General features: G+C 55.9%; 24 protein-coding genes and 1 other annotated feature (1 of these 25 running past the window's edge). Of the genes, 21 read left to right on the top strand and 3 right to left on the bottom strand.

Annotated features, from left to right (window positions below; genetic code table 11):
* Positions 1–39: 39 nt before the first annotated feature.
* From J3348_RS00745 to J3348_RS00755, 3 genes are all read right to left on the bottom strand, one after another.
* On the bottom strand, positions 40–2,526 hold the full coding sequence (locus tag J3348_RS00745) for an ATP-dependent DNA helicase (protein ID WP_207698066.1): 2,487 nt from the start codon (positions 2,524–2,526) through the stop codon (positions 40–42).
* Positions 2,527–2,686: 160 nt separating this feature from the next.
* Positions 2,687–3,772, bottom strand: a complete 1,086-nt coding sequence (locus J3348_RS00750; protein ID WP_207698067.1) for a hypothetical protein — start codon at positions 3,770–3,772, stop codon at positions 2,687–2,689.
* A gap of 70 nt (positions 3,773–3,842) precedes the next feature.
* A complete protein-coding gene (locus J3348_RS00755) occupies positions 3,843–4,418 on the bottom strand; it encodes a uracil-DNA glycosylase (RefSeq protein WP_005942018.1) in 576 nt (191 codons plus the stop codon).
* A gap of 622 nt (positions 4,419–5,040) precedes the next feature.
* On the opposite strand from J3348_RS00755, the gene ligA reads away from it, so the two are divergent.
* From ligA to recN, 21 genes are all read left to right on the top strand, one after another.
* Positions 5,041–7,041, top strand: coding sequence for an NAD-dependent DNA ligase LigA (gene ligA, locus J3348_RS00760; protein WP_207698068.1), 2,001 nt, complete (start codon positions 5,041–5,043; stop codon positions 7,039–7,041).
* Between the two features lie 128 nt (positions 7,042–7,169).
* Complete coding sequence (locus J3348_RS00765) at positions 7,170–8,063, top strand: ATPase, T2SS/T4P/T4SS family (protein ID WP_097781767.1); 894 nt, start codon at positions 7,170–7,172, stop codon at positions 8,061–8,063.
* The gene (locus tag J3348_RS00770) at positions 8,060–8,524 is read left to right on the top strand and encodes a hypothetical protein (protein ID WP_097775487.1); all 465 of its coding nucleotides are present in this window, start codon (positions 8,060–8,062) and stop codon (positions 8,522–8,524) included. Before J3348_RS00765 ends, J3348_RS00770 begins: the two co-directional genes overlap by 4 nt.
* An 18-nt stretch (positions 8,525–8,542) precedes the next feature.
* Complete coding sequence (spoIIIAC, locus tag J3348_RS00775) at positions 8,543–8,737, top strand: stage III sporulation protein AC (protein ID WP_005942027.1); 195 nt, start codon at positions 8,543–8,545, stop codon at positions 8,735–8,737.
* Positions 8,734–9,117, top strand: coding sequence for a stage III sporulation protein AD (locus J3348_RS00780; RefSeq protein ID WP_207698069.1), 384 nt, complete (start codon positions 8,734–8,736; stop codon positions 9,115–9,117). Before spoIIIAC ends, J3348_RS00780 begins: the two co-directional genes overlap by 4 nt.
* Complete coding sequence (locus J3348_RS00785; protein WP_154259854.1) at positions 9,114–10,196, top strand: stage III sporulation protein AE; 1,083 nt, start codon at positions 9,114–9,116, stop codon at positions 10,194–10,196. The genes J3348_RS00780 and J3348_RS00785 overlap by 4 nt, the downstream gene beginning before the upstream one ends.
* 3 nt (positions 10,197–10,199) lie before the next feature.
* A complete protein-coding gene (locus J3348_RS00790; protein ID WP_207698070.1) occupies positions 10,200–10,670 on the top strand; it encodes a hypothetical protein in 471 nt (156 codons plus the stop codon).
* Positions 10,667–11,200: a stage III sporulation protein AG gene (locus J3348_RS00795; RefSeq protein WP_097777777.1), complete on the top strand. Its 534-nt coding sequence runs from the start codon at positions 10,667–10,669 to the stop codon at positions 11,198–11,200. The genes J3348_RS00790 and J3348_RS00795 overlap by 4 nt, the downstream gene beginning before the upstream one ends.
* A gap of 32 nt (positions 11,201–11,232) precedes the next feature.
* Positions 11,233–11,859 carry a SpoIIIAH-like family protein gene (locus J3348_RS00800; RefSeq protein WP_005942037.1) on the top strand — a complete coding sequence of 209 codons (627 nt, stop codon included), beginning with the start codon at positions 11,233–11,235 and terminating at the stop codon, positions 11,857–11,859.
* A 175-nt stretch (positions 11,860–12,034) separates the two neighbouring features.
* Positions 12,035–12,406, top strand: coding sequence for an Asp23/Gls24 family envelope stress response protein (locus J3348_RS00805; RefSeq protein ID WP_242702820.1), 372 nt, complete (start codon positions 12,035–12,037; stop codon positions 12,404–12,406).
* Positions 12,407–12,480: 74 nt separating this feature from the next.
* Positions 12,481–12,915, top strand: a complete 435-nt coding sequence (nusB, locus tag J3348_RS00810; RefSeq protein WP_005942043.1) for a transcription antitermination factor NusB — start codon at positions 12,481–12,483, stop codon at positions 12,913–12,915.
* Positions 12,912–13,853, top strand: coding sequence for a glycoprotease (locus J3348_RS00815; protein WP_097781770.1), 942 nt, complete (start codon positions 12,912–12,914; stop codon positions 13,851–13,853). Before nusB ends, J3348_RS00815 begins: the two co-directional genes overlap by 4 nt.
* Positions 13,841–15,064 carry an exodeoxyribonuclease VII large subunit gene (xseA, locus tag J3348_RS00820; RefSeq protein WP_207698071.1) on the top strand — a complete coding sequence of 408 codons (1,224 nt, stop codon included), beginning with the start codon at positions 13,841–13,843 and terminating at the stop codon, positions 15,062–15,064. The genes J3348_RS00815 and xseA overlap by 13 nt, the downstream gene beginning before the upstream one ends.
* Positions 15,042–15,257: an exodeoxyribonuclease VII small subunit gene (gene xseB, locus J3348_RS00825; protein ID WP_242702821.1), complete on the top strand. Its 216-nt coding sequence runs from the start codon at positions 15,042–15,044 to the stop codon at positions 15,255–15,257. The genes xseA and xseB overlap by 23 nt, the downstream gene beginning before the upstream one ends.
* Positions 15,257–16,138, top strand: coding sequence for a polyprenyl synthetase family protein (locus tag J3348_RS00830; RefSeq protein ID WP_120079276.1), 882 nt, complete (start codon positions 15,257–15,259; stop codon positions 16,136–16,138). Before xseB ends, J3348_RS00830 begins: the two co-directional genes overlap by 1 nt.
* 32 nt (positions 16,139–16,170) lie before the next feature.
* Complete coding sequence (locus J3348_RS00835; RefSeq protein WP_005942054.1) at positions 16,171–16,638, top strand: divergent PAP2 family protein; 468 nt, start codon at positions 16,171–16,173, stop codon at positions 16,636–16,638.
* Positions 16,639–16,706: 68 nt separating this feature from the next.
* A complete protein-coding gene (gene dxs, locus J3348_RS00840; protein WP_207698072.1) occupies positions 16,707–18,590 on the top strand; it encodes a 1-deoxy-D-xylulose-5-phosphate synthase in 1,884 nt (627 codons plus the stop codon).
* On the top strand, positions 18,587–19,390 hold the full coding sequence (locus tag J3348_RS00845) for a TlyA family RNA methyltransferase (RefSeq protein ID WP_005942058.1): 804 nt from the start codon (positions 18,587–18,589) through the stop codon (positions 19,388–19,390). The genes dxs and J3348_RS00845 overlap by 4 nt, the downstream gene beginning before the upstream one ends.
* Before the next feature lie 38 nt (positions 19,391–19,428).
* Entirely contained in the window at positions 19,429–20,280 is an 852-nt protein-coding gene (locus tag J3348_RS00850; protein ID WP_005942060.1) for an NAD(+)/NADH kinase, read from the top strand.
* Between the two features lie 18 nt (positions 20,281–20,298).
* The gene (locus J3348_RS00855) at positions 20,299–20,781 is read left to right on the top strand and encodes an arginine repressor ArgR (protein WP_005942062.1); all 483 of its coding nucleotides are present in this window, start codon (positions 20,299–20,301) and stop codon (positions 20,779–20,781) included.
* A 21-nt stretch (positions 20,782–20,802) separates the two neighbouring features.
* Complete coding sequence (recN, locus tag J3348_RS00860) at positions 20,803–22,467, top strand: DNA repair protein RecN (protein WP_207698073.1); 1,665 nt, start codon at positions 20,803–20,805, stop codon at positions 22,465–22,467.
* Between the two features lie 65 nt (positions 22,468–22,532).
* Positions 22,533–22,765: a binding site (T-box leader), on the top strand; it runs 23 nt beyond the window's last position.

Genomic DNA, 22,765 nt, shown 5'->3' on the forward strand with positions numbered 1-22,765 from the left:
CTCCTGTTTTGGGTGCGGCAGTGCCTTTTTGTTTGGGTCTCATTTATTCCAGAAGTCCTGCAGGGCAGCGGCCAGTTCTTCGCAGCTGCGCAGATAGCGGATATGCCGCCAGTGAGGAGGGAACAGCCGGATGTATTCCTGCTGGGCAAACCGGTCGTCCAGCAAAAGCACCGCACCTCTGTCTTCCGGCGTGCGGATCACGCGCCCTGCGGCCTGCAGTACCTTGTTCATACCGGGATAGCGGTAGGCATAATCAAATCCAAAGCCGTTCTGTGCGTCATAATAACGGCGCAGCATTTCCTGCTGCGGATTTACCTGCGGCAGGCCCACACCCACAATGGCGCACCCGATCAGGCGGCTGCCTGCAAGATCAACTCCCTCACCAAAGATGCCACCCATCACGCCAAAACCCAGAAGTGTTTCGGCCGGGTCCGGCACAAACTGAGCCAGAAATTCAGCCCGAGCGGCATCATCCAGACGGCTTTCCTGCACAAGGGTGCGAATGCCCGGGTAACGTGCTGCAAAATCTTCGTGTACCTGCCGCAGATATGCGTAGCTTGGGAAAAAGGCAAAGTAGTTTCCCGCTCTGGCCTGCACCAGCCGGGCCAGTGCATCCGAAACTGCCTGCACGCTGGCTTCGCGGTCGCGGTAGCGGGTAGAGATATTCGGCAGGCAATACAGCCCCAGATTTTCAGCCGGGAAGGGACTGTCCAGTGCGACGGCACGTGCATCGCTGCAGCCCAGAACACTGCGGTAGAACGAGGGCGGAGACAGTGTTGCACTGAACAGCGCTGCGCTGCGCCCTGCGGCAAGGCTGGCATCCACAAAAGGTGCCGGGTCCAGACACAGCAGCTGCAATTCAAGCTCTCTGCCGCGCGCGGTAAGCTGAGTGACAAAGTGGCTGTCGTATCGTTCGGCAGCACGGGCGATGTCCTGTACAGCAAAATAAAGCTCCAGCAACTGTGCATGTGCTTCGGCATCCGGGTTCGCTTCCAGCCAGTCCTGCAAAGGTGCCTGTACGGCCCGCAGCGGACTGAGCAGGGCAGAGGGCGGCTCCTGCAAAAATACAGTACTGTCCTGTGCATACAGCGGTTCGGGCAGTTCCAGTGCGGGGACAGTGTTTTCAGGCAAAAGACTGGTCTGTGCCGGGTCTGCGGCATCGGTCTGGCTGCTGTGCCGGGGTGCAAGCTGTATGCAGGCTTTCCGGGCTTCCAGCAGGGCTTTGTCTGCTTTGGTCAGAGCGGTCTTTAAAGCACTTTTGCCCTTGCCCAATGCGCGTTTTGCCTCGGTCAGGCTGCTTTTACAAAAGCGTGCAGAATACATTGCTCTGGCTCTGTCGGGCAGGTTATGTGCTTCATCGACCAAAAACAACCAGTCGCCGGAAGAATCAAAGAACCGCTTCAGGTGCACCACCGGATCGAACAGGTAATTGTAATCCCCAATGACCACATCGCACCACTCGCTCAGGTCTAGCCCCAGTTCAAAGGGACACACCGAAAAACGCTTTGCCGCCCCGGCCAGCGCTGCGCGGTCAAAGCTGCCGGTACCGTCCAGCAGAGCTGTCAGTGCATCCTTGATGCGGTCGTAGTAGCCGTTGGCGTAGGGACAAAGCTCCGGCAGGCAGGCGGGATGTCCCTCTGCGTCCGGATGCAGGCAGACCTTTTCCTTGGCGGTCAGCGTCACACTGCGCAGGGCAAGCTTTGGCTGGGCCGTATGCAGCCGGTTCAAGGCATCCTCGGCGGCAGTCTGGGTTGTGTTGCGGGCCGTGAGATAGAACAGCTTTTCTCCGTTGCCTTCGCCCATGGCTTTCAGCGCGGGGAAAAGCGCGCTCATGGTCTTGCCAATGCCGGTAGGAGCCTGACAGAACAGCCGCGTACCGCCCTTGCAGTCGGCGGTCTTGCCAGCGCGGCAGGCGCGGTAGATCTCGCCCGCCATAGCCCGCTGTCCGGGCCGGTACTGCGCAAACGGGAACTGCAGTGCCGAAAGGCTCTGAGTACGCTTTACATCCCACTCTATCCGGCGCTGCGCCCACGGAGCATACTGGCACAATAATTTGTCAAGAAATTCATCCAGCTTCTGCTGCGTAAAGCGGCGGATAAAGCGGATGATCTGATCGGTGTCTATCTGATAATAAGTCAGCCGGACGTTCAGTTCCGGCAGGCTTTGCTGTGCGGCATAAATGGCACCGTACACCATGCCCTGTGCCCAGTGGCAGGGGTTCATATCCTCAGTGATCTCTTCCGGCGGCACAGTGGTGGTCTTGATCTCGTCAATGACTACCGTGCCAGTCTCATCGGTAAAAATGCCGTCAGCCCGGCCCTCAAGGGTAAAAGTGATGCCCTCTGCCTGCCGCTCTACGGAGAGAAATACCTCAGCCTGATAGCCGTCTCCGGCAGCTTTTTGCAATTTGCGGTGGATGTGGGCACCTTCCAGTGCACGGTCAAACCCTGTAAACCGGCTGTCAATGCTGCCGGTCCGCAGCAGAAATTCCACCAGCTGCCGGATGGGCAGATGAACCGTTGCCAAAGCATTTCACCTCCGCTTTTGGGATACACTGACGAACCGGTAATTCCTCTTCAGACACGATTCGGGCCATTCCATCGCCCGCCCGATTGCCTCACGGCAACAGGGTCCCACCCAAGCGGACGGTCTTCAGAGAAACTCCCGGTTCGTCGACGTAAACTGATTATTTCAGGCCGAACATCTCCATGCATTCTGCTGCCGCTTCATCCACTTTGCCAAAATCCACCGCTGCACGGTAATAGGTCTCCAACTCATCGTGGCAGCTCTTGGCCTGTGCCATCAGGGCACTGGCCTGTTCCAGCAGTTCGGCGGCAGCACGCTCGTTAAAGCGCAGCCGTGCCCGGTACGCTGCCAGATTTTCCCTGTCAAGGAAGCGGGTGCACCGCACAGCCTGCACACTGGGCAGATGCACCGGATGCCAGCGATTATCCGTCAGGAAGGCAAGCTTCAGCTCCGGGATCAGGATATGGTCGATCTTATCCTCCGGGTGCATGGCGCATGGACAGGTAATAATGTGGTAGCCCCGCGTCAGGGCTTCGGCACGAATCAGCTCCAGCAGCAGGCGGGACACCGCGCCGTAATCATCCCGGAACACGATAAACTTATCCGCCAATGCCTGTGCAGTGCCCTGATAAAACATTTCACCCTTGGGGGTGACGGCGGAAAGCAGGCGCAGCTCTTCGCTGCCAATGCCTTCCGTGCGCGGCATCACCCGGGTGCACAGCCGTTTGACATAACGGCGCACCTTGTCAAAATTGGCGCTGCAGGCTTCGGCGCGGCGGCTGTCCAGCAAAAGGCTGCCTGCCGATGCAATATATCGTGCAGCGCGGCTGCGCAGCAGGGCGTTGCGGGCAAACAGCGCCTTGACCTCATCGGTGCACTGGTGCAGCTTTTCTGTATCGATGGTGTGGTACAAACTCACCACCACTTCGTCCGCACCGGGAGCATCCGGCTCCACCACATGGGGTGCAGTGGCATCCACGATAGCCCTGTGCTGCCCGGGCAGGATCACGCCGTCCAGACTGTCCGGGTCGCTGGCACAGTGGATGCGCTGCGTCAGTTCGCCGCGCTGTTCGGCAGCACGGGCAAGCCGCTTCATCAGGGTGGATTTGCCGCAGCCCGGCCCGCTTTTGATTAGGTACATCTGCATACCGGGTTCGTGGCGCAGCGGTTCAAAATAGCCCTTGAAACCGGCAGGCGTTGTGGCACCCAGAAAGAAATCAATGGAATCATGTCGTGCAGTTTCCATAATCGAACACCTCTCTTTTTGTTTTAGAGTATGCAAAAGGAAGGTGTTTGGTTCTTGCAGCGGGAATGATTCAGTCTTTATGATAGGTATGTTTGCATACCGTTTCAATGTTGTCCCGCAGGGCAGTAAAATCAGCAAAGGCTGCAGGCTTGTTCTGCGGGCTGCGCAGCAGAGCGGCAGGGTGGAAGGTACCCATGAACAGGATGCCGCCCTTTTCGTACAGCTGGCCATGCTCCTTGGTCACGGAGAAATCCTTTCGGATCATCCGCTGGGCGGCAATGCGGCCAAGGCAGACCACGATCTTTGGCTTCAGCAGGCGGAACTGCTCCCGCAGCCAGGGCATACAGGCTTCGCTCTCAGCAGGCTGAGGGTCACGGTTCTGCGGCGGGCGGCATTTGACGATGTTTGCAATATAGCAGTTCTTCGTGCGGTCAAGGTCGATGGCAAACAGATATTTGTCCAGCAGCTGGCCGCTGCGCCCCACAAAGGGCAGACCCTGCTCATCCTCATTCTGGCCGGGGCCTTCGCCCACAAACAGAACTTCGGCATCTTCCACACCCTGACCGAACACCACATTGGTGCGGGTCTTGCACAGCTCGCAGCGGGTGCAGGCAAGACAGCTTGATCTTAAAGTTTCCCAATCCATGGCAGCTTGATCTCCTCTTGAAACGGTATGATACTTAGTTCACAAATCGGAACAGCTTTTCTCCTAAAATAATAGTACAAAATCTAGGATGGTACGATGCATTGCATGAAATGACGAATCCACTCAATGCCTCTTTTAGTATACGACTTTTCGGCAACATCATCAATACAGTGGCCGACAATCTTTTTAATGACATGCTCATCCACACCGGCTTTCTTTGCCGTGGTGACGAACTGAACACGACCATCATGAGGACGATGCCGGGGGGACAAGGCCTAAAGCATTCACGACGAATGCGTTGCCCTTTCTGTGTGTGTTTTGGCCGACGACTTAACGATACCACCGGACGATTCACTCGTCATGGATGTGGAGGAATCGCACGATAATACGTTGCTTTATTAAAAGAATAAACAAAGAGTATCTTCACGTGTTGATTTTAAATCAATCTGCAGTGATGATTGAAAACGATTACACATGCAGATTTCAAAGCACTTATACAAATTGTATCCGCTTTCTCTTTGCAGAGCGCGGCTGGATGTGATATAATTAAAATAGTTTTCTGCGATGCATTTTCAGGCGGTAGTGCCGGACGGCAGCGCGGGAGAAACCGGATAGCGGGAGAGTGGAACTTTTGGAGTTGGAACAGGCAAAAAAGCGCGTGGAAGAATTGCGCGCTGTGATCGAGAAAAACAATCGGCTTTACTATGACCAGGATGCCCCGGAGCTTGAAGATTTTGAGTATGATGCTCTGACCCGGGAACTGAAAGAATTGGAAGCGCAGTTTCCGCAGCTGGTCACGGCATCGTCGCCTACCCAGAAGGTAGGCGGCACGGCCAGCAGCAAGCTGCCCAAGGTGACCCATGCGGTAAAAATGGAAAGCCTGCTGGATGCATTTTCGTATGATGAGCTGCGGGATTTTGACCGCCGCGTGCGGGAAGCCGGCATAGAGCCGGAGTATGTGGTGGAGATCAAGATCGATGGCCTTTCCTGCAGTCTGGAATACGAAAACGGTGAGCTGGTTCGTGCCTCTACCCGCGGCGATGGCGTGGTGGGCGAGGACGTGACCGCCAATGTCCGCGCCATCCGCAGCATTCCCAAAAAGTTGAAGGATGCACCGGAATTTCTGGAAGTGCGCGGTGAGGTATATATGCCGCATGGCGCGTTCCAGAAGCTGTGTGCAGAGCAGGAGCTGCAGGGCGCAGCGCCCTTTAAAAATCCGCGCAATGCGGCTGCCGGTTCGCTGCGCCAGAAGGACGCAAAGATCACCGGAAGCCGGGGCCTTTCTATTTTTGTTTTCAATGTGCAGCAGATCCGCGGCAAAACGCTTACCAAGCATGCTGAAAGTCTGGATTACCTCAAGAGCCTTGGCCTGCCGGTCTCGCCGCGCTATCATATCGTGCATGACATTGAGCAGGCCATTGCCGAGATCGAGCAGATCGGTCAGAACCGTGCCAAACTGGATTTTGATATGGATGGTGCAGTGATCAAGGTGAACGATTTTGCACAGCGCGATTTGATGGGTTCCACCAACAAATTCCCACGCTGGGCAATTGCGTTTAAGTATCCGCCAGAGGTAAAGGAGACAACGCTGCGCAGCATTGAGGTCGCAGTTGGCCGCACCGGTGTTCTTACCCCGACGGCCTGCTTTGACCCTGTCTTTCTGGCGGGTACTACCGTTGCCCGCGCGACCCTGCACAATGAGGATTTTATCCATCAGTTCGGCCTTTGCATCGGCGATACCATTCAGGTGCGCAAGGCGGGCGATATCATCCCGGAAGTGATCGGTGTTACCCATCACGCAGAGGATGCACAGCCCTATGAGATGCCCACGGTCTGCCCCTCCTGCGGTGCACCAGTCGTTCATCTGGAGGATGAAGCAGCTCTGCGCTGTGTTAACCCCGAGTGCCCGGCACAGGCACTGCGCAATATCATCCATTTTGCTTCCCGCGATGCAATGGATATCGAGGGCCTTGGCACAGCAGTTGCCACCCAGCTGGTGGAGAAGGACATGGTGCACTCCGCAGCGGATATCTACACGCTGACGCGGGAACAGCTGCTGACGCTGGATAAGTTCAAGGAAAAGAGCGCCGATAACCTGCTGAACGCCATCGAGGCTTCCAAGCAGAACAATCTGGATAAGCTCCTGTTCGGATTTGGCATCCGCAACATTGGCGATAAAGCTGCAGCCCTGCTGGCAGAGCATTTCGGTACGCTGCAGGCTGTCCGAGAAGCAAGTGCAGAGCAGATCAGCGAGATCGATGGGTTTGGCGGCGTAATGGCGCAGAGCGTCGTGGAATTCTTTGCAAAAGAGGGAACGACCGACCTTGTCCATCGTCTGGCCGATGCCGGATTGAATATGCAGTGGAAGGGCGAACCGAAGGGCGATAAGCTGGCAGGAAAAACGCTGGTGGTCACCGGCACGCTGGAAACTCTTTCCCGCAATGAGACGGAAGCACTGATCGTGAAAAACGGTGGTAAGGCCAGCGGTTCTGTTTCAAAGAAAACGGCCTATGTCGTGGCAGGCACGGCAGCAGGCTCCAAACTGACCAAGGCGCAGGCGCTTGGCATCCCGGTGCTGACCGAGGCAGAATTTCTGGCAATGATCAGCGACGAAAACATCTGATAAAACCGCTCCAATGGATATCCCCGCAGTTTTGTGCTGCGGGGATATTTTTATGTCCGCAGGTTCTATCCGGCAGGGACAGGCATATACTCATAGCAGGCAATGAGCCTGAAAAAGGAGAGGACAGTGTGGATGAGTATTATCGGGCGATACGCCTGCTTCCCTCATGGCTGGCCGGGCCATTGGGACAGCTGCCAGCACAGACGGCAGCGCAGATCCATGAACTTCGGTTCCGGACAGGCTGTGGTGTTTTTGTTACACTGTCGGGTCGGCAGCTCCCGCTGCAGGACCTGCCGGAGTGCCCGCTGCAGCTGAGGGAGTGTGTATTGGATCAGTTTCAGATCGAAGAGATCTTTCACACCCTGTGCGGCGGCGCGGTACATGCACACCAGACGGAGCTTGCGCATGGATTTCTGACCACACCCTCCGGCTGCCGGGTGGGTGTGGCAGGACGCTATGTGGATCGCGACGGCCAGACGGTTCTGCAGCAGGTGCAGGGGTTGAACCTGCGCATTGCAAGGGCGGTTCCGGTACAGCTGCCGGACGAACTTCTGGCGCAACTGAAAAAGCATTTTATTGGGATGCTTTTGGTTGGCGAGCCGGACAGCGGCAAGACGACGCTTCTGCGTCAGATCGCGCGAGAATTGGCCGGGATGCAACGGCGAGCCTGCGTGGTGGACGAGCGCTGCGAGATCTTTCCGCCGGGTGATTCCGAGAAGATGCCGCCGCTGGATCTGCTGTCCGGCATCCCTAAGGAACGGGCTGTGCAGATGGCACTGCGCACGCTTTCGCCGCAGGTTATTTTGCTGGACGAGCTGGGCACGCTTGCCGAAACTGCAGCGCTGGAACAGGGCTTTTACAGCGGGGTGGACTTTGTTGCAAGCGTCCATGCCGCAAGCGTGGAAGAAGCCGCCCGTCGGCCGCAGGTGCAGGCGCTGCAGCGGCATGGAATGCTGCGTGTATTTGTACTGCTGCACGGCTGCACAACGCCGGGAAAAGTCCGGCAGGTCTGCACGGTATGATGCGGCTTTTTCATTGGGCAGCGGCTGCGCTGCTCCTGCTGTGCGGGTGGCTGACCGGTTCGGCATTTCAGGTCAGAACAGAGCAGCATATCCTGCAGCTGCAGCGCACCGTGGAGCTGCTGCAGCGCATCCGGCAGGAGATCGCTTACCGCAGGCTGGATCTGGAACAGCTGCAGCGGTGTCTCGTGCAGGAAAAGCTGCTGGAAAGCGATGCAGCACCAAAACTGCAGGAAATTCCGGCACCGGAAAGATTTGATGATGCGGAACGCCTTTGCTTTGAGCAGTGCTTTGCCGGCTTTGGCCAAAGCGAAGCGGCGCAGGAATGCGAACGACTGGATTATTACTCTGCCCGTTTTGAAGCATTCCTGCACCAGGCGCAGCAGAAAGCGGCATCCGGGCAAGGCTTACCGTGCAGGCTTGGCCTTGCAGCCGGCGCGGTGGCAGCACTGATTCTTTTGTAGTGGCAGGAGGACGAAAACTTGGAGATCGACCTTGTGTTCAAAATTGCAGCGATCGGTATTATCGTGGCCGTCCTGAACCAGCTGCTGATCCGTTCCGGCCGGGAGGATCAGGCCATGATGACGACCCTTGCGGGTCTTGTGGTAGTGCTTTCCATCCTTGTCAAGCAGATCAGCGCACTGTTCGTTACCATCAAGTCGCTGTTTGCACTATGAGTACATCTTTTTCCATTCTGGGGGCAGTGGTCGCCTTTGCAGCGGCGCAGCTTCTGCTGCGGAAGGATGCACCGGCCTATGCGTTTCTGCTGTCCGTTGGCGCAGCATTGTTTGTGCTGCTGCAGCTTGGAGTGGCGGTGCAGGAGCTGCTTCGGAATGTACTGGCTTTCAGCCGCCGGGTGGACGGGCCTGCATTTGCCTGTCTGCTGCGCTGTGCCGGAATTTTGCTGCTGACCGATTACGCACGGACCCTGTGCGAAGAAGCTGGTGCGGATACTCTGGCATGGTGCGCCGGGTTTGCGGGCCGATGTTTGGTTCTGGCGGCAGCATTTCCTCTGCTGGAAGAGATCTGCCAGAAGATCTGGGGGCTTGCCGCATGATAAAAAAATTCCTGCAAAAAGCGGCAGCGTTTGTATTGTGCACCGTATGCTTTCTGGCTTTTGCACCTGATGCCGCTGCGGCACAGCTGCAGGGCCTGCCCGGACAGGAGCTTTGGCAGCCTTATCTGGAAAAAGCTCCGCAAAGTGCAGAGTCCTTTGCCAAAGATCCGCTCAAATCTCTGCTCGCGCTCCTGCCGGGATCACCGGCAGAGATGATCCGGCAGATGGCACACTGCTATGCGGATGTTCTGCTGTTTTTACTGTTGCTGATCGTGCTTTCATTTCTGGTGGGAGGAGCAGCCGACAGCGCCTTGTTGGAACTGGCTGCGGCTGTGGGCTGCGGCACTCTTTTGTGGGGAGATCTGATCAGCCTTGCACAGCTGATCTGTGAGCGGATGGAGGGGTGGAAAAACTACCTTCTGGGTTTTCTTCCGGTGTACAGCGGTGTGCTCGCTGCCGGTGGAGAGGTGAATGCCAGCACAGCGGCAAGCGGTCTGCTGCTGACCGGGCTGTGCTTTCTGGCACAGGGTACGGTGCTTGTGGTCAGTCCGCTGCTGCAGAGCTACCTTGCGGTAAGCATGGCGTGCTGCATCAGCACCCAGCAGGGGCTTTCGGAAACGTGCCGTGCCATGGGCGCTTTGCTGCGCAGGGGGCTTGTCTGGGCTGGGCGGATTTTTGCAGTGCTGTTAGGGCTGCAAAGAGCGGTAACAGTTCAGCTGGACCGTTCTGCACTGCGGTTGGGCCAGCTGCTTACCGGCGGCGTGCCGGTGATCGGGCAGGCTCTGAGCGATACGGCAGAAGTATTTCTTGCCGGAATGCAGCTGCTCAAAAGCAGTCTGGGTTTTGCGGCACTTGCCGTGATCGGGGCCGAATTTCTGCCACTGTATCTGCAGCTTCTGCTCCATTTGCTATTCCTTGCAGGATGCAGGCTTCTGTGCGGCCTTGCGGAGAACCGGCGCTGTCAGGCGCTGTTTGACTGCATGGCCGAAGCGGTAAAATGCATGGCAGCAGTAACGGCACTGTTTTTTGAACTGCTGACGGTAGGCGTGGGGCTTCTGATGATGACGGGAGGCGGATAGGAAATGCACGCATTTCAGACGGCGGCATCGGCGTTCTGCATTGCCTGTATCTGTGCGGAGATCACGACGCTGCTGGCGGGCGCAGGCTGGGCGGGCAGATGCATAAAAGCCGTTGCCGGGCTATATATTCTAGTGATCCTGTTCCGGCTGGCCCCGCAGATGAAGCTGGAACTGAAAAGTGCAGCGGCGGCTGCTCCGGCAGCGGTCAGCATCCAGAGTACGGAGACATCGCTCTTGCAGGGAGCGCAGGAACGGCTGGAAGCGGATCTTTGCGCAGAGTGTGAGCGGCGCTTTGGTACAAAGGTGAAACTGGAGATCACACTGACCCGGACAGAACAGACCGTTCGGGCAGAAAAGGTGCTTGTGATCCTCCCGGCGGCGTGCACATCCGCAGAGCAGAGCCGGATCGCGGCATATCTGCAGCAGGAGCTTGGCATGGCACCGATACTGGAAGTACAGGAGGACACCGAATGAAAGAAGCAGGGGGCATTTCGTTCGGAGATTCCGTGAAAGATTTTGCCCGGAAATGCAAAGGAAAACAGGGCAGAGCAAGGCTTGCTGCGGCAGTAGGCGTTCTGGCAATGCTGCTGATCCTGCTGTCGGAACTTTTTCCGCAGAACACGGCAGCGGGCAGCACAAAAAACACAAAGTCTGCCCAGAGCAGCACGGAATATCAGGCACAGCTGGAGAACCGGCTGGAACATCTGATCTCACAGATGAGCGGTGCGGGCAAAACGACCGTGATGGTCACGCTGGAGACTGGGGAAGAAGCCATTTATGCGCTGGATACACAGTCCGGAGAAATGCAGTCCCAGCAGACCCATGTCCTGCTGGAAGATGGTTCAGCCCTGACCGAAACGGTATGTCTGCCGCAGGTGTGCGGTGTGGCCGTGCTGTGCGAGGGCGGCGGAGACATCCGCGTTGCTGCCCGGATCACCGAACTGGTAAGCGCACTGCTGGATCTGCCATCCAACCGCATTTGTGTGGAACAGCGCAAGGGCTGAGACCCTGCAGCTTTTATAAGGAGGAACGATTTATGAGAGCACTTTCCAGAAATACCCGCAGGGCCACAGCTGTTACATTGGCTGCCGCACTGGTGATTGCCGTATACTTGAACTGGCAGTACGCCCGCAGCGATGTGCCCACGGAACTGCCGGACAATGCTGCAATGGTCGCGGCAGAGGCTGAGGATGTCCCGGTACAGGCGCAGACGGTTCTGGATGAGCTGCCCACAGAGGCCGAAGCGGTGTCCAGCGCCAACAAAAACTATGGTGAAGCGCAGCTTGTAAGCGTTGCCAGTGACAGCGGTGCAAAGTTTTTTGAGCAGGCTCGGCTTAAGCGACAGAAGGCCCACGATGAGGCGATGGATTCCATCAAGAAAACGATGAAATCCTCGTCGCTTTCCGCAGAGGAAAAGAAGGAATATACCGCCCAGATGACCGCAAATCTGGAAGATCTGAATGCGGAGAATGAGATCGAAACGCTGATCAAAGCCAAAGGTTTTGCAGACTGCCTGTGCTTTTTGCAGTCCGGCCGGGCAGACCTTACCGTGATGACCTCCGGTGAACCGCTCACAGCGGCACAGGTGGCACAGATCCGGGATGTGGTGCTGAACAAAAGCACTGTGACTGCCCAGAACATCACGGTGGTGGAGGTCAAATAAGAAGGTGCGGCAGAGTTTTCCGAAACAAGTATTGAAATCGCACCCGCTTTGATGGTATAATAACTCTATCAATAAAGAATGATGTTGTCCTGCGTATGGCATTGATCGTTTCAGGCAGGACCATTTCAAACAAGAAAAAGCAGGCTGTGCCCGCTTTTGAATGGAGGACAACACAATGGATTTTCAGAATACAGATCTTCGGGGCGGCAGCCTTCAGATCTCCACCGAAGTCATTGGCAAGATCGCACGCTGCGCAGCATTGGAAATTGACGGCGTTGCCGAGGTTTCCTGCGGCAGACAAAATAAAAAGCTCAAGGATCTGCTGGAAGCATCCAGCATCCAGTCTCCGGTCGTGGTGGAAATGCGGGATGGTACCGCAAACATCACTCTGAACCTGATGATGAGCTTTGGCGCACGCATTCCTGCTGTGGCCGAAAAGGTGCAGGAAAACGTGAAGAACGCTGTGCAGAACATGACCAATGTCACTGTGAGCCGCGTCAATCTGGTGATCGCCGGCCTTGCAGAAACCACTGCAGCAGAGAAGTAAAATAAAATTCAGAATTGGAAGCCGATCCTCTCTGTGCTCTGGCCAGAGAGGCTTCGTGCTGCGAGAGGAACATTATGGAAAATATTTTGCCCCGTAGAGAAGCACGCGAAAATGCATTTTTGCTGGCATTTTCGCAGACCTTTGGTGATATCCCGCTGGCAGAGGCCATTACCAGCCATGAAGAAAACGATGAAGAGCACCCTGTGGATGGTTTCAGCAAGCATCTGCTGAACGCATACTACGATCATTCTGCCGAGGTGGATGATGAGATCCGTGCACATCTGCGCAACTGGACCATGGAGCGCCTGCCTCGTGTCAGCCTGACCATCCTGCGTCTGGCAGTTGCCGAGATGCTGTTTGGCGGCGAGAATAAGCCCGGTGTTGCCATCAACGAGGCGGTGGAACTGACGAAAAAGTATGGTGCGGACGAAGATTACCAGTTCGTGAACGGTCTGCTTGGCGCAGTGGCCCGGGATCACGGTCTGGATGCGGAGCAGGCCGAACAGTGAGCCGTTATACGCTTGGCATTGATACAAGCAACTATGCAACCTCTCTGGCAGTGTTTGATACAGCTGGAGAGGTTGTTTGCGCAAAGAAGCGCTTTTTGCCGGTAAAAGCGGGCCAGCTGGGCCTGCGGCAAAGCGATGCACTGTTTCATCATACGGTCGCGCTGCCGGAGATGATGCAGGAACTGGCGCAGGAATTTGATCTGACGCAGATCGATGCTGTGGGCGTATCGCAAAAGCCCCGCCCGGTAGAAGGCAGCTATATGCCTTGCTTTCTTGCAGGTGTCAATGCTGCAACGGCCTTTGCACATGCAAAAGGGATCCCACTTGTGCTGACGACCCATCAGCAGGGTCACGCTGCCGCAGCGCTGTTTGCAGCTAAGGGGGAACAGCTGTTTGCTGAAAAAGTTCTGCTGTTCCATATTTCCGGCGGCACCACGGACCTGCTGCTCTGCGATCAGGTGCGCCGGATCACAACGCTTGGCACCAGCACAGACCTTTATGCCGGACAGGCTGTGGACCGTGTGGGGGTCAGGCTTGGCTTTGGCTTCCCGGCGGGTGCCGAGGTTTCCCGTCTGGCTGCACAGTGCACTGAGGAGATCAAGCCAAAATCCAGCGTGAAGGGGATGCAATGCAGCCTTTCCGGGCTGGAAAACCAGTGCAATGCCCTGCTTGCCGCAGGCAAAACGCCGGAATATGTGTGCAAGTACTGCCTGCTCTGTGTGGCGGATACAGTGGTAAAAATGACCAAAGCTGCACAGAAGGAATACCCCGGCCTGCCGGTGGTATGTGCTGGCGGAGTGATGAGCAGCGATATCATCCGTGCATGGGTGCAGAAACGTCTGCCGCAGGTCTACTTTGTGCCGGGACAGTATTCCAGCGATAATGCCATCGGTGTTTCGATCCTGGCAGCGCGGGAGGCCGGATTATGGCTGAAGTGATTACCGTTTCAGCACTCAACCGTTATGTAAAAACGCTGCTGGATGCCAACGATGCTTTGTTTGACCTTGCCCTGCGCGGCGAGATCGCAAATTTTGTACAGAATGCGCGCAGCGGGCACTGCTATTTTTCTCTGCGGGATGATGTCTGCAGCGTCAAAGCGGTAATGTTCCGCACTGATGCACGCCGCCTTGCTTTCCGCCCGGAAGAGGGAATGCGTGTAGTCGTGCGCTGCCGCGCTACCCTTTATGAGCGCGACGGCGCATTTCAGCTGTACGTGAACGATATGTTCCCGGATGGCATTGGTGCCGCACAGCTGGCGTTGGAACAGCTCAAGGCGAAACTGGAGCAGGAGGGCCTGTTTGCACCGGAGCACAAAAAGCCGCTGCCGGAATTTCCTAAATGCATCGGTGTTGTTACCAGCAAGACGGGAGCTGCCCTGCAGGACATCCGCAATGTGCTCACACGGCGCTGGCCATCGGTACGGCTGCTGCTGTGTCCGGTGACAGTGCAGGGGTTTGAAGCCGCGCAGCAGGTGGCCGATGCCATCAAAAAGCTGGATCAGCGCAAAGAGGTGGACGAGATCATCGTTGCACGCGGAGGCGGCAGCCGGGAAGACCTGTGGGTCTTTAACGCAGAGATGATCGCCCGGGCTGCATACCGCTGCAAAAAACCACTGATCAGCGCAATCGGCCACGAGATCGACTATACTATTCTGGATTTTGTGGCAGACTGCCGTGCCCCCACACCTTCGGCTGCAGCAGAGCTGGCTGTACCGGATCGGGCAGAGCAGGAACGGATATTACTGGATTTGCAGCAAAATATTCGCAAAAATATGCAAAAACGTTTTGATTTATGCTATAATGGTCTGGAACAATACAACTTTGTGTTGGAGCAGGGCCTTGCACGCCGAAACTGGCAAAAAAGTCAGGGTCAGCTGCAGCAGGTGCAGGATGCCATCCGTCAGCAGATGCAGAAACGCCTGCATTCTGCAGAATTGCAGCTGGGTCATGCGGCAGCACTTACTGGATCGCTGGATCCATACAAGGTGCTGGCGCGCGGCTACACGATGGTCACAGCAGCCAACGGCACTATTTTAAATGCAGATGATCTGCAGCCGGAAAAAACAATCTATGTTCGCAGCGCTTCCCGCCGTGCAAAGTGCAGGGTGGAAGCGGTGGAGGAGATCAATGAGAGCACCCAAAAGTTTTGAGGAAGGCATGGAACGGCTGAATACGCTCCTTGCACAGATGCAGAGCGAGGATACGACCCTTGCAGATTCGGTCAAACTGTATGCAGAGGCCGCTTCTCTGATGGAGTACTGCCATGCTGCACTGGAAAAAACATCGCTGCAGATTGACGAGATCGACGCAAAGCTTGCGGGCACAGTGCAGGAGGAAAGCTAATGGACTATCAGGAGCAGTATCAGAATTATCTGGCACAGGCAATGGCCGCGCTGGAAAAGGCCTGCGGCCGTTTTCTGCCGGAAGAATCCGAGGTGTGCCGTGCGGCACGCTACAGCCTGATGGGCGGCGGCAAACGGATCCGTGCAGTTCTTGTTCTCAGCGTCTGCGATATGCTGGGCGGCAGTATGCAGGCGGCACAGCAGTTTGCAGCTGCTGTAGAAATGCTGCACTGCTATTCGCTCATTCACGATGACCTGCCCTGCATGGACAATGATGATCTGCGCCGCGGCCGTCCTTCCTGCCACAAGGCGTTTAGCGAAGCAACTGCCATGCTGGCCGGTGATGTGCTGCTGACAGAAGCATTTGAGACAGTCGCCAATGCCCCGGCAGATGCGTCTGTCTGTGTACAGGCAGCGCGGGCACTGGGTGCAGGCGCTGGCAGCCGCGGCATGGTCTATGGGCAGGAACTGGATCTGAAATACGAAGCGTTGGCCGCAACAGAAGACCAGCTTCGGCTGATCCACCGCAATAAAACGGGTGCGCTGATCAATGCAGCCATTCAGATGGGTGCGGCTGCGGCCAAAGCGGATGAAGCACAGTGCAGAGCGCTGGAACAGTATGCTTATGGTCTGGGTCTTGTTTTTCAGATCGTGGACGATGTACTGGATGTTACCAGCACACCGGAACAGCTGGGCAAGCCCATTGGCAGCGACAGCGAAAATGGAAAGACTACCTTTGTGACCCTTTATGGTGCGGAAGGTGCCATGAAGCTTGCACATGACCTGAATCAGGAGACCTGCACGGAACTGCACCGGAATTTTGGCGAAAAAGCTGCGTTTCTGGAACAGCTTGCGCAGCAGCTTCTTGTGCGTAAAAACTAAAAATAATCCATACAGAATAAAGGAAAAAGATTATGCAGCTTATTCAAAACATCCTGTCTTTCAATCAGATCCTTACGGTTTCACTGCTCGGCTGGCTTGTGGCGCAGGTGCTTAAAACCATCATCAATTTTATCCTGCTGGGCAAGTTCCAGTTGGAACGCATGTGGGGTGATGGCGGTATGCCCAGTGCCCACAGCGCAACGGTCTGTGCCATGGTCATTGCAACCGGACGCTGTGTGGGTGTTGACTCTGCCATTTTTGCAGTGGCAAGCGTGGTGGCAATCATTACCATGCACGATGCCATGGGCGTGCGGCATGAGACTGGCGAGCAGGCCAAGGTCCTGAACCAGATGATCGATCAGTGGATCGAAGTGAGCGAGAAGAATGCTCCTTTCCTGCAGAACATGCATCTGAAGGAGATGGTCGGCCATACGCCGCTGCAGGTCGTGGCAGGCGTACTGGTTGGCGCAGCCGTCGGCTTCCTGTATCCGCTGGCTTGAGACATTCTTTTTTCACGCAGGAACGCACTGCAGCAACAGAAAATCTTCATTTGAAGGACGTGTGATTTATGGGAGCATTGCTGCTGGACAGCATCAATCAGCCCAGAGATTTAAAGCAACTGAATGAACAACAGGTGAAACAGCTGTGCGCGGAGATCCGCCAGTTTCTGCTGGAGAATATTTCCAAGACGGGCGGCCATCTTGCCTCAAACCTTGGCGTGGTAGAGCTTACCGTTGCGCTGCACCGTGTTCTGGATACACCACAGGACAAAATCGTGTTTGATGTCGGTCACCAGTGCTACACACACAAGATCCTTACGGGTCGGCGCGGACAGTTTGATAAGCTGCGTCAGCTCGACGGGATCTCCGGTTTCCCGAACCCGAACGAGAGTGAACACGATGCATTCATTGCCGGGCACGGAAACACGGCGCTTTCGCTTGCGATCGGCATGGCGTGGGCCAAAAAGCTGCATCATGAAGCAGGGCTTGTGGTCGCGGTGATCGGCGATGGTGCCTTTACCGGCGGCATGGTCTACGAGGGCATGAACAACATTGAACAGCTGGACAACCTTCTTGTGATCCTGAACGACAACAAGATGTCCATTTCTAAAAATGTCGGTGCACTTGCCCGCTATCTGACTCATTTGCGCACGACCACGGCCTATTTTGATGCCAAGGATAATGTGCGCAGCTTTTTGGATGGAGTACCGCTGGTGGGCGCTCCACTGAAAAAAAACATTACCGAGTGCAAGACGCTTTTGCGTCGGGCAATGTACCACTCTACCATGTTCGAGGATATGGGCTTCCAGTACATCGGGCCGGTGGATGGCCACAACGTGGAAGAGCTGGAACGCACACTGCGCACCATCCGCAACCGGCAAGGGCCACATTTTCTGCACGTGATCACAAAAAAGGGCAAGGGCTATCAGCCGGCCGAGGTAAACCCCGGCAACTATCACGGCGTGTCGGCATTTGATCCGGATGGAATGCCCGACCCGGAGGTGGCACCAAAGGAATCGTTCTCGACGGTATTTGGCAATGCTCTTGTGACGGAAGGCGACCGGAACCCGAATATCTGCGCCATCACTGCAGCAATGAAGTATGGCACCGGCCTGCAGTTTTTTGCGCACAGCCACCCGGAGCGTTTTTTTGATGTCGGTATGGCAGAGCAGCATGCTGTGACCTTTGCTGCCGGGCTTGCAAGTCAGGGCATGCTGCCGGTGGTATGCATTTATTCCACCTTCCTGCAGCGTTCCTATGATCAGATCATCCACGACGTAAATCTGCTGCGGGAGAATGTAGTTTTTGCCATCGACCGCGCCGGTTTTGTCCCAGCGGATGGCGAAACACATCAGGGCATTTACGATCCCGCTTTCCTGAGCCAGCTTGGAATGCCGCTGTATGCGCCTTCCAATTATCAGGAACTGAATTACTGGCTGCAGAAGCTGTTGAGTGACCGCTTCCATGGCCCACGGGCAATTCGTTATCCCCGCGGTGGGCAGGATGCAGCTCTGGCGGAATTTGGCTGCACCGGCGAAGATTATGATTTCCTGCGCAAGGTGGATGATACAACAATCGTTCTGGTGAGTTACGCCGACGAACTGGCCGACCTTTTGCAGGCAGAACGTGAATTACAGCAGAAAAGCATTGCGTGTGATGTGATAAAGGTTGTAAAGCTGTATCCCTTTACAGGAAAAATAATCGCTGATCTGTCAAAATATAAAATAATCCTGTTTGCGGAAGAATGCATTGCAAACGGAAGCATTGGTGAACATCTGGAATATGCTTTGCAGCAAAACGGATGGAATGGGCGCTTTATCCATTGTGCGGTGCGGAACGCGTGTCTTCCGCATGCCAGTGTGGCACAGATCAAACAGGCAACCGGTCTGGATGCAGCGCATCTTGTACAGGCCGTGCAGATGGCCGTGACGAAAGGAGAAAATTTACTGTGAAGATTCGATTGGACCAATATCTTGTTCAGCATGGTCTGACACAGAGCCGTGAGCGCGCAAAGGCGCTGATCATGTCCGGCATCGTTTTTGTCAATGAGCAAAAGGTGGACAAGGCCGGAGAGATGATTAAGGAAGATGCCAAGGTGGAAGTGCGCGGGCACGACATTGGCTATGTCAGCCGCGGCGGCCTGAAGCTGGAAAAAGCTATGAAGTGTTTCCCGCTTACACCCAATGGCAAGGTCTGCATGGACATTGGAGCATCTACCGGCGGCTTTACGGATTGTATGCTGCAGAACGGTGCCGTCAAGGTCTATGCGGTGGATGTCGGCTATGGACAGCTTGCATGGAGTCTGCGCACAGACGAGCGCGTAGTGAACATGGAGCGCACGAACATCCGCAATGTCAAACCGGAGGATCTTGCCGAGCAGATCGAGTTTTTCAGTGTGGATGTCTCGTTTATCTCGCTGCACCATATTTTCCCGGTGGCACAGGCAATCACAACGCCGGATGCCATGGGCGTTTGTCTGGTCAAGCCGCAGTTTGAAGCTGGACGCGAAAAGGTTGGCAAGAACGGTGTGGTGCGCGACCCTGCTACCCACCGTGAAGTGCTGCACAATGCTATGGGCTATGCTGCTGCAAACGGTTTTGCTGTACGCGGATTGGATTTCAGCCCGGTAAAGGGACCTGAGGGCAACATTGAATACCTGATGTTCGTGCAGAAGAGCGGTGAACCTTCCGTGCTGGACGACAGCGTTGCAGAGCAGGTGGTGGCGGCAAGCCACAGCACGCTGGACCGCTGAGCGGCTCTGCCATCAGACCAGAAAAAGGAGCTTCCCGCATGACGATCTATATTTCGCCGAATCCCGGCAAGACCTCTGCCAACGAGATTGCACTGCGCGCGGCGCAGATTCTAATGAACCATGGTGCAGCTGTTCTGATGTGTGAACAGCCACGCACAAGCTGCAGCACGGCCGGAGTGGTTTATCTGCCGCTGGAGGAATGCCTTGAGCAGGCAGATGTGATCCTGACCATTGGCGGCGACGGCACCATTCTGCATGAGGCAAATCTTTCGCTTCGGTACGCAAAGCCGATCTTGGGCATCAATCTGGGACGCTGTGGCTTTCTGGCTACCTGCGAAGTCAGCGAGATGGAAGCCAAGCTCTCCGCTGTTGCACGGGGAGAGTTCAGCGTAGACAACCGGATGCTGCTGTATGTCCGCGTTCTTGGCCACGATGGCTGGGAGGGCCACGCCCTGAATGACGTGGTGGTCACAAAGGGCCGCCTGCAGCAGGCGATTGATTTCAGCATTTACTGCGATGATATTTTAGTAGAGCACTACCGTGGGGACGGTGTGATCGTTGCAACGCCCACCGGCTCCACAGCGTATTCGCTGGCGGCGGGCGGGCCGATCCTGGATTCCCAGACGAAGGGCGTTGTTGTAACGCCTATCTGCCCGCACAGTCTGGCCAGCCCGGCCATGGTGTTTGCGCAGGAGCGCAAGCTGAATATCTGTGTGGGACAGGTGGCCGATGATGAAGTGTTTATCAGCTGCGATGGCAGAGCTGGCTGTCCGCTCAAGGCCGGCGCAACGGCTGAAGTAAGGCTCTCCGATCAGGTGGTAAAGCTGATCACCTTCGGAAAAGCAGATCAGTTCCAGGCCATTGACCAGAAGCTTCGCAGCAGACGATAAAGGGGAGGCGAGTTTACGATGGCGCGCAGCCGTAAGGAAGATGTAAAAAGCAAGGGAGAACGTCAGCAGGTGATTCTCCGGCTTGTGCAGGAACACCCGATCAGCCGGCAGGAAGTTCTGCTGGATCACCTTTCCAAAGAGGGATTCGAGGTAACACAAGCCACCGTTTCCCGCGATATCCGGGAGCTGTGTTTGGTAAAAGCTGCCACGGCAGAGGGGTATCGCTATGTCTCCAGCCGGAACGAAAGCTTCAACCCCAAAACGCAGGGAAGGTTTGAAACGATCTTTCATGAATCCGTGCTGGGGGTAGATTACGCCGGACATGTTGTGCTGGTAAAGTGCTATTCTGGCATGGCCAACGCCGCATGCGAGGTTTTTGACGCATTGCAGTGGAAAAATGTGGTCGGCACGCTTTCGGGCGACGACACGTTCCTGATCGTTGCACGGTCGGAGCGTGATGCAAAAACGATCTGCTCGGAACTGACGAGACACATTGGATAAAAATAACGCGGGAGAAAAGATATGCTGAGCAGCCTGCAAATTGAAAATGTTGCTGTGATCCAGAAGGCTGAAGTACATTTCAAGCCGGGCCTGAATGTTCTTACCGGTGAGACTGGTGCCGGCAAGTCGATCCTGATCGATTCCATCAATGCGATCCTGGGAAACCGCACTTCAAAGGATCTTGTGCGCACAGGGGCCTCCAAGGCGGTGATCCGTGCAGCCTTTGAGGAGGTGCCCGGTACGGTACTGGACAGCCTTGAGAAGGCGGGCTACGAGCGCTCGGATGCACTGATGCTCAGCCGCGAGATCACAGCCGAGGGCAAAAGCACCTGCCGCATCAACGGAATGCCTGCAACGGCTGCGGTTCTGCGGGAGCTGTGCGGAGGACTTATCAATATCAACGGTCAGCACGACTCTGTGGGCCTTCTGAACCCGGCAAGACATCTGGGCATTCTGGATGATTATGCGCAGAACAGCGTGGAGTTTCAGGACTATTATGTCCTGTACCGGGAGCTTGTGCGCATCAAGCGGGAGCTGGATGCCATGATCACCGACGAAGCCGAAAAGCAGCGCAGGATTGATCTGTTGAGCTATCAGGTGCAGGAGATCGAGGATGCCGGACTGACCGCCGGAGAGGAACAGACGCTGGAAAGCCGCCGCAAGATCCTTGCCAATGCATCTGCCATCCGGGATAAGATCGCACAGAGCTATGCATTGCTTTCGGGCGATGACGAGGCCTCCGGCGCAGTCGATCTGCTGGGTGAGGCATCCAATGCAGTGGATGCTGCCGCGCAGCTGGATGATGCACTTGCCGGTGCATCCAGTCAGCTGCTGGATCTGTATTACAATGCAAAGGATGTTGCCGCAGATTTGATCGGTCGGCTGGATTCCTATGATACCAACGATGCGGAGCTGGACGAGATTGAGCAGCGTCTGGATCTGATCTACAAGCTCAAGCGCAAATATGGTGATACGGTAGAAGACGTGATCGCTTTTGGACAGAATGCAAGGGAAGAACTGGAGCGCATCCAGTCCTCGCAGGAGCGGCATGACCACCTGCAGGCAGAAAAGCTCCGCCTTTATGCGCTGGCCCGTGAAAAGGCAGAAGCACTGACCCAGACGCGCCTGCGCGCTTTTGAAGAGCTGAACAAGCGTATTTCCGGCACGCTGGATTTTCTGAACATGCCGGGCGTGCGCATGACACTGCGCCATACCCGCGGCCCGCTGGCAAGCCATGGGCAGGACAGCATCGAGTTCTACATTTCCACAAACCCCGGTGAGGCGCCCAAACCCCTTGCAAAAATTGCTTCCGGCGGCGAGCTGAGCCGCATCACGCTGGCCATCAAAAATGCAATGGCCGATAAGGATGCCGTGCCTACCGTGATCTATGATGAGATCGACAGCGGTGTTTCTGGCAAAGCCGCCGGGCGTATTGGTGAGGTACTGCGCCAGAGCGCACAGGGCCACCAGATCTTGTGCATCACCCATACAGCCCAGATTGCTGCACTGGCGGACTGCCATCTGCTGATTCAGAAAAATGTAGCCAATGACCGCACCTATACCGAGATCCATCCGTTGGATGAGGAGGGCAGGGTGGAAGCACTGGCCCGGCTGATCTCCGGCGACCACGTTACCGAGCTTTCGCGTGCCAATGCCCGCGAAATGCTGGGTCTTGGCGCAAAATAAGCCAAAATAAGCCGCTGCAGATAAGGGGTTGACAAGCCCGAAGCATTGTGATAAAGTAGTCCTTGTTAATGGCGATGAAGGGAACAAGTACCTTGAAGTGTTCTGCCCAGAGAAACCCCGGTTGGTGTAAGGGGCCGCAGAGCAGCAGGGGAAGTACCTCCCGGAGCTGCAGGCTGAATGCCGTTCAGGTTAGTAGGCTGTGCCGCGTGCGAGCGTTACAAACGCAGGAGTGTCTCTCTACTCTGGGGTGTGCACTCGTGAGGTCGTTTCTGTGAGGAAGCGGCAAACAGAGGTGGTA

Origin of the sequence: Faecalibacterium sp. Marseille-Q4896 (genome assembly GCF_017377615.1) — a bacterium.
Classification (GTDB): Bacteria; Bacillota; Clostridia; order Oscillospirales; family Ruminococcaceae; genus Faecalibacterium; species Faecalibacterium taiwanense.

Bases quoted from the DNA above. Each gene is read 5' to 3' on its own strand.
- J3348_RS00750 (WP_207698067.1), bottom strand. From the start codon at position 3,772: ATGGAAACTGCACGACATGATTCCATTGATTTCTTTCTGGGTGCCACA.
- nusB (WP_005942043.1), top strand. From the start codon at position 12,481: ATGGAAAATATTTTGCCCCGTAGAGAAGCACGCGAAAATGCATTTTTG.
- J3348_RS00800 (WP_005942037.1), top strand. From the start codon at position 11,233: ATGAGAGCACTTTCCAGAAATACCCGCAGGGCCACAGCTGTTACATTG.
- J3348_RS00835 (WP_005942054.1), top strand. From the start codon at position 16,171: ATGCAGCTTATTCAAAACATCCTGTCTTTCAATCAGATCCTTACGGTT.
- J3348_RS00790 (WP_207698070.1), top strand. From the start codon at position 10,200: ATGCACGCATTTCAGACGGCGGCATCGGCGTTCTGCATTGCCTGTATC.
- J3348_RS00755 (WP_005942018.1), bottom strand. From the start codon at position 4,418: ATGGATTGGGAAACTTTAAGATCAAGCTGTCTTGCCTGCACCCGCTGC.
- dxs (WP_207698072.1), top strand. From the start codon at position 16,707: ATGGGAGCATTGCTGCTGGACAGCATCAATCAGCCCAGAGATTTAAAG.
- recN (WP_207698073.1), top strand. From the start codon at position 20,803: ATGCTGAGCAGCCTGCAAATTGAAAATGTTGCTGTGATCCAGAAGGCT.
- J3348_RS00795 (WP_097777777.1), top strand. From the start codon at position 10,667: ATGAAAGAAGCAGGGGGCATTTCGTTCGGAGATTCCGTGAAAGATTTT.
- J3348_RS00855 (WP_005942062.1), top strand. From the start codon at position 20,299: ATGGCGCGCAGCCGTAAGGAAGATGTAAAAAGCAAGGGAGAACGTCAG.
- J3348_RS00770 (WP_097775487.1), top strand. From the start codon at position 8,060: ATGATGCGGCTTTTTCATTGGGCAGCGGCTGCGCTGCTCCTGCTGTGC.
- xseA (WP_207698071.1), top strand. From the start codon at position 13,841: ATGGCTGAAGTGATTACCGTTTCAGCACTCAACCGTTATGTAAAAACG.
- J3348_RS00850 (WP_005942060.1), top strand. From the start codon at position 19,429: ATGACGATCTATATTTCGCCGAATCCCGGCAAGACCTCTGCCAACGAG.
- J3348_RS00805 (WP_242702820.1), top strand. From the start codon at position 12,035: ATGGATTTTCAGAATACAGATCTTCGGGGCGGCAGCCTTCAGATCTCC.
- J3348_RS00780 (WP_207698069.1), top strand. From the start codon at position 8,734: ATGAGTACATCTTTTTCCATTCTGGGGGCAGTGGTCGCCTTTGCAGCG.
- xseB (WP_242702821.1), top strand. From the start codon at position 15,042: ATGAGAGCACCCAAAAGTTTTGAGGAAGGCATGGAACGGCTGAATACG.
- J3348_RS00830 (WP_120079276.1), top strand. From the start codon at position 15,257: ATGGACTATCAGGAGCAGTATCAGAATTATCTGGCACAGGCAATGGCC.
- J3348_RS00785 (WP_154259854.1), top strand. From the start codon at position 9,114: ATGATAAAAAAATTCCTGCAAAAAGCGGCAGCGTTTGTATTGTGCACC.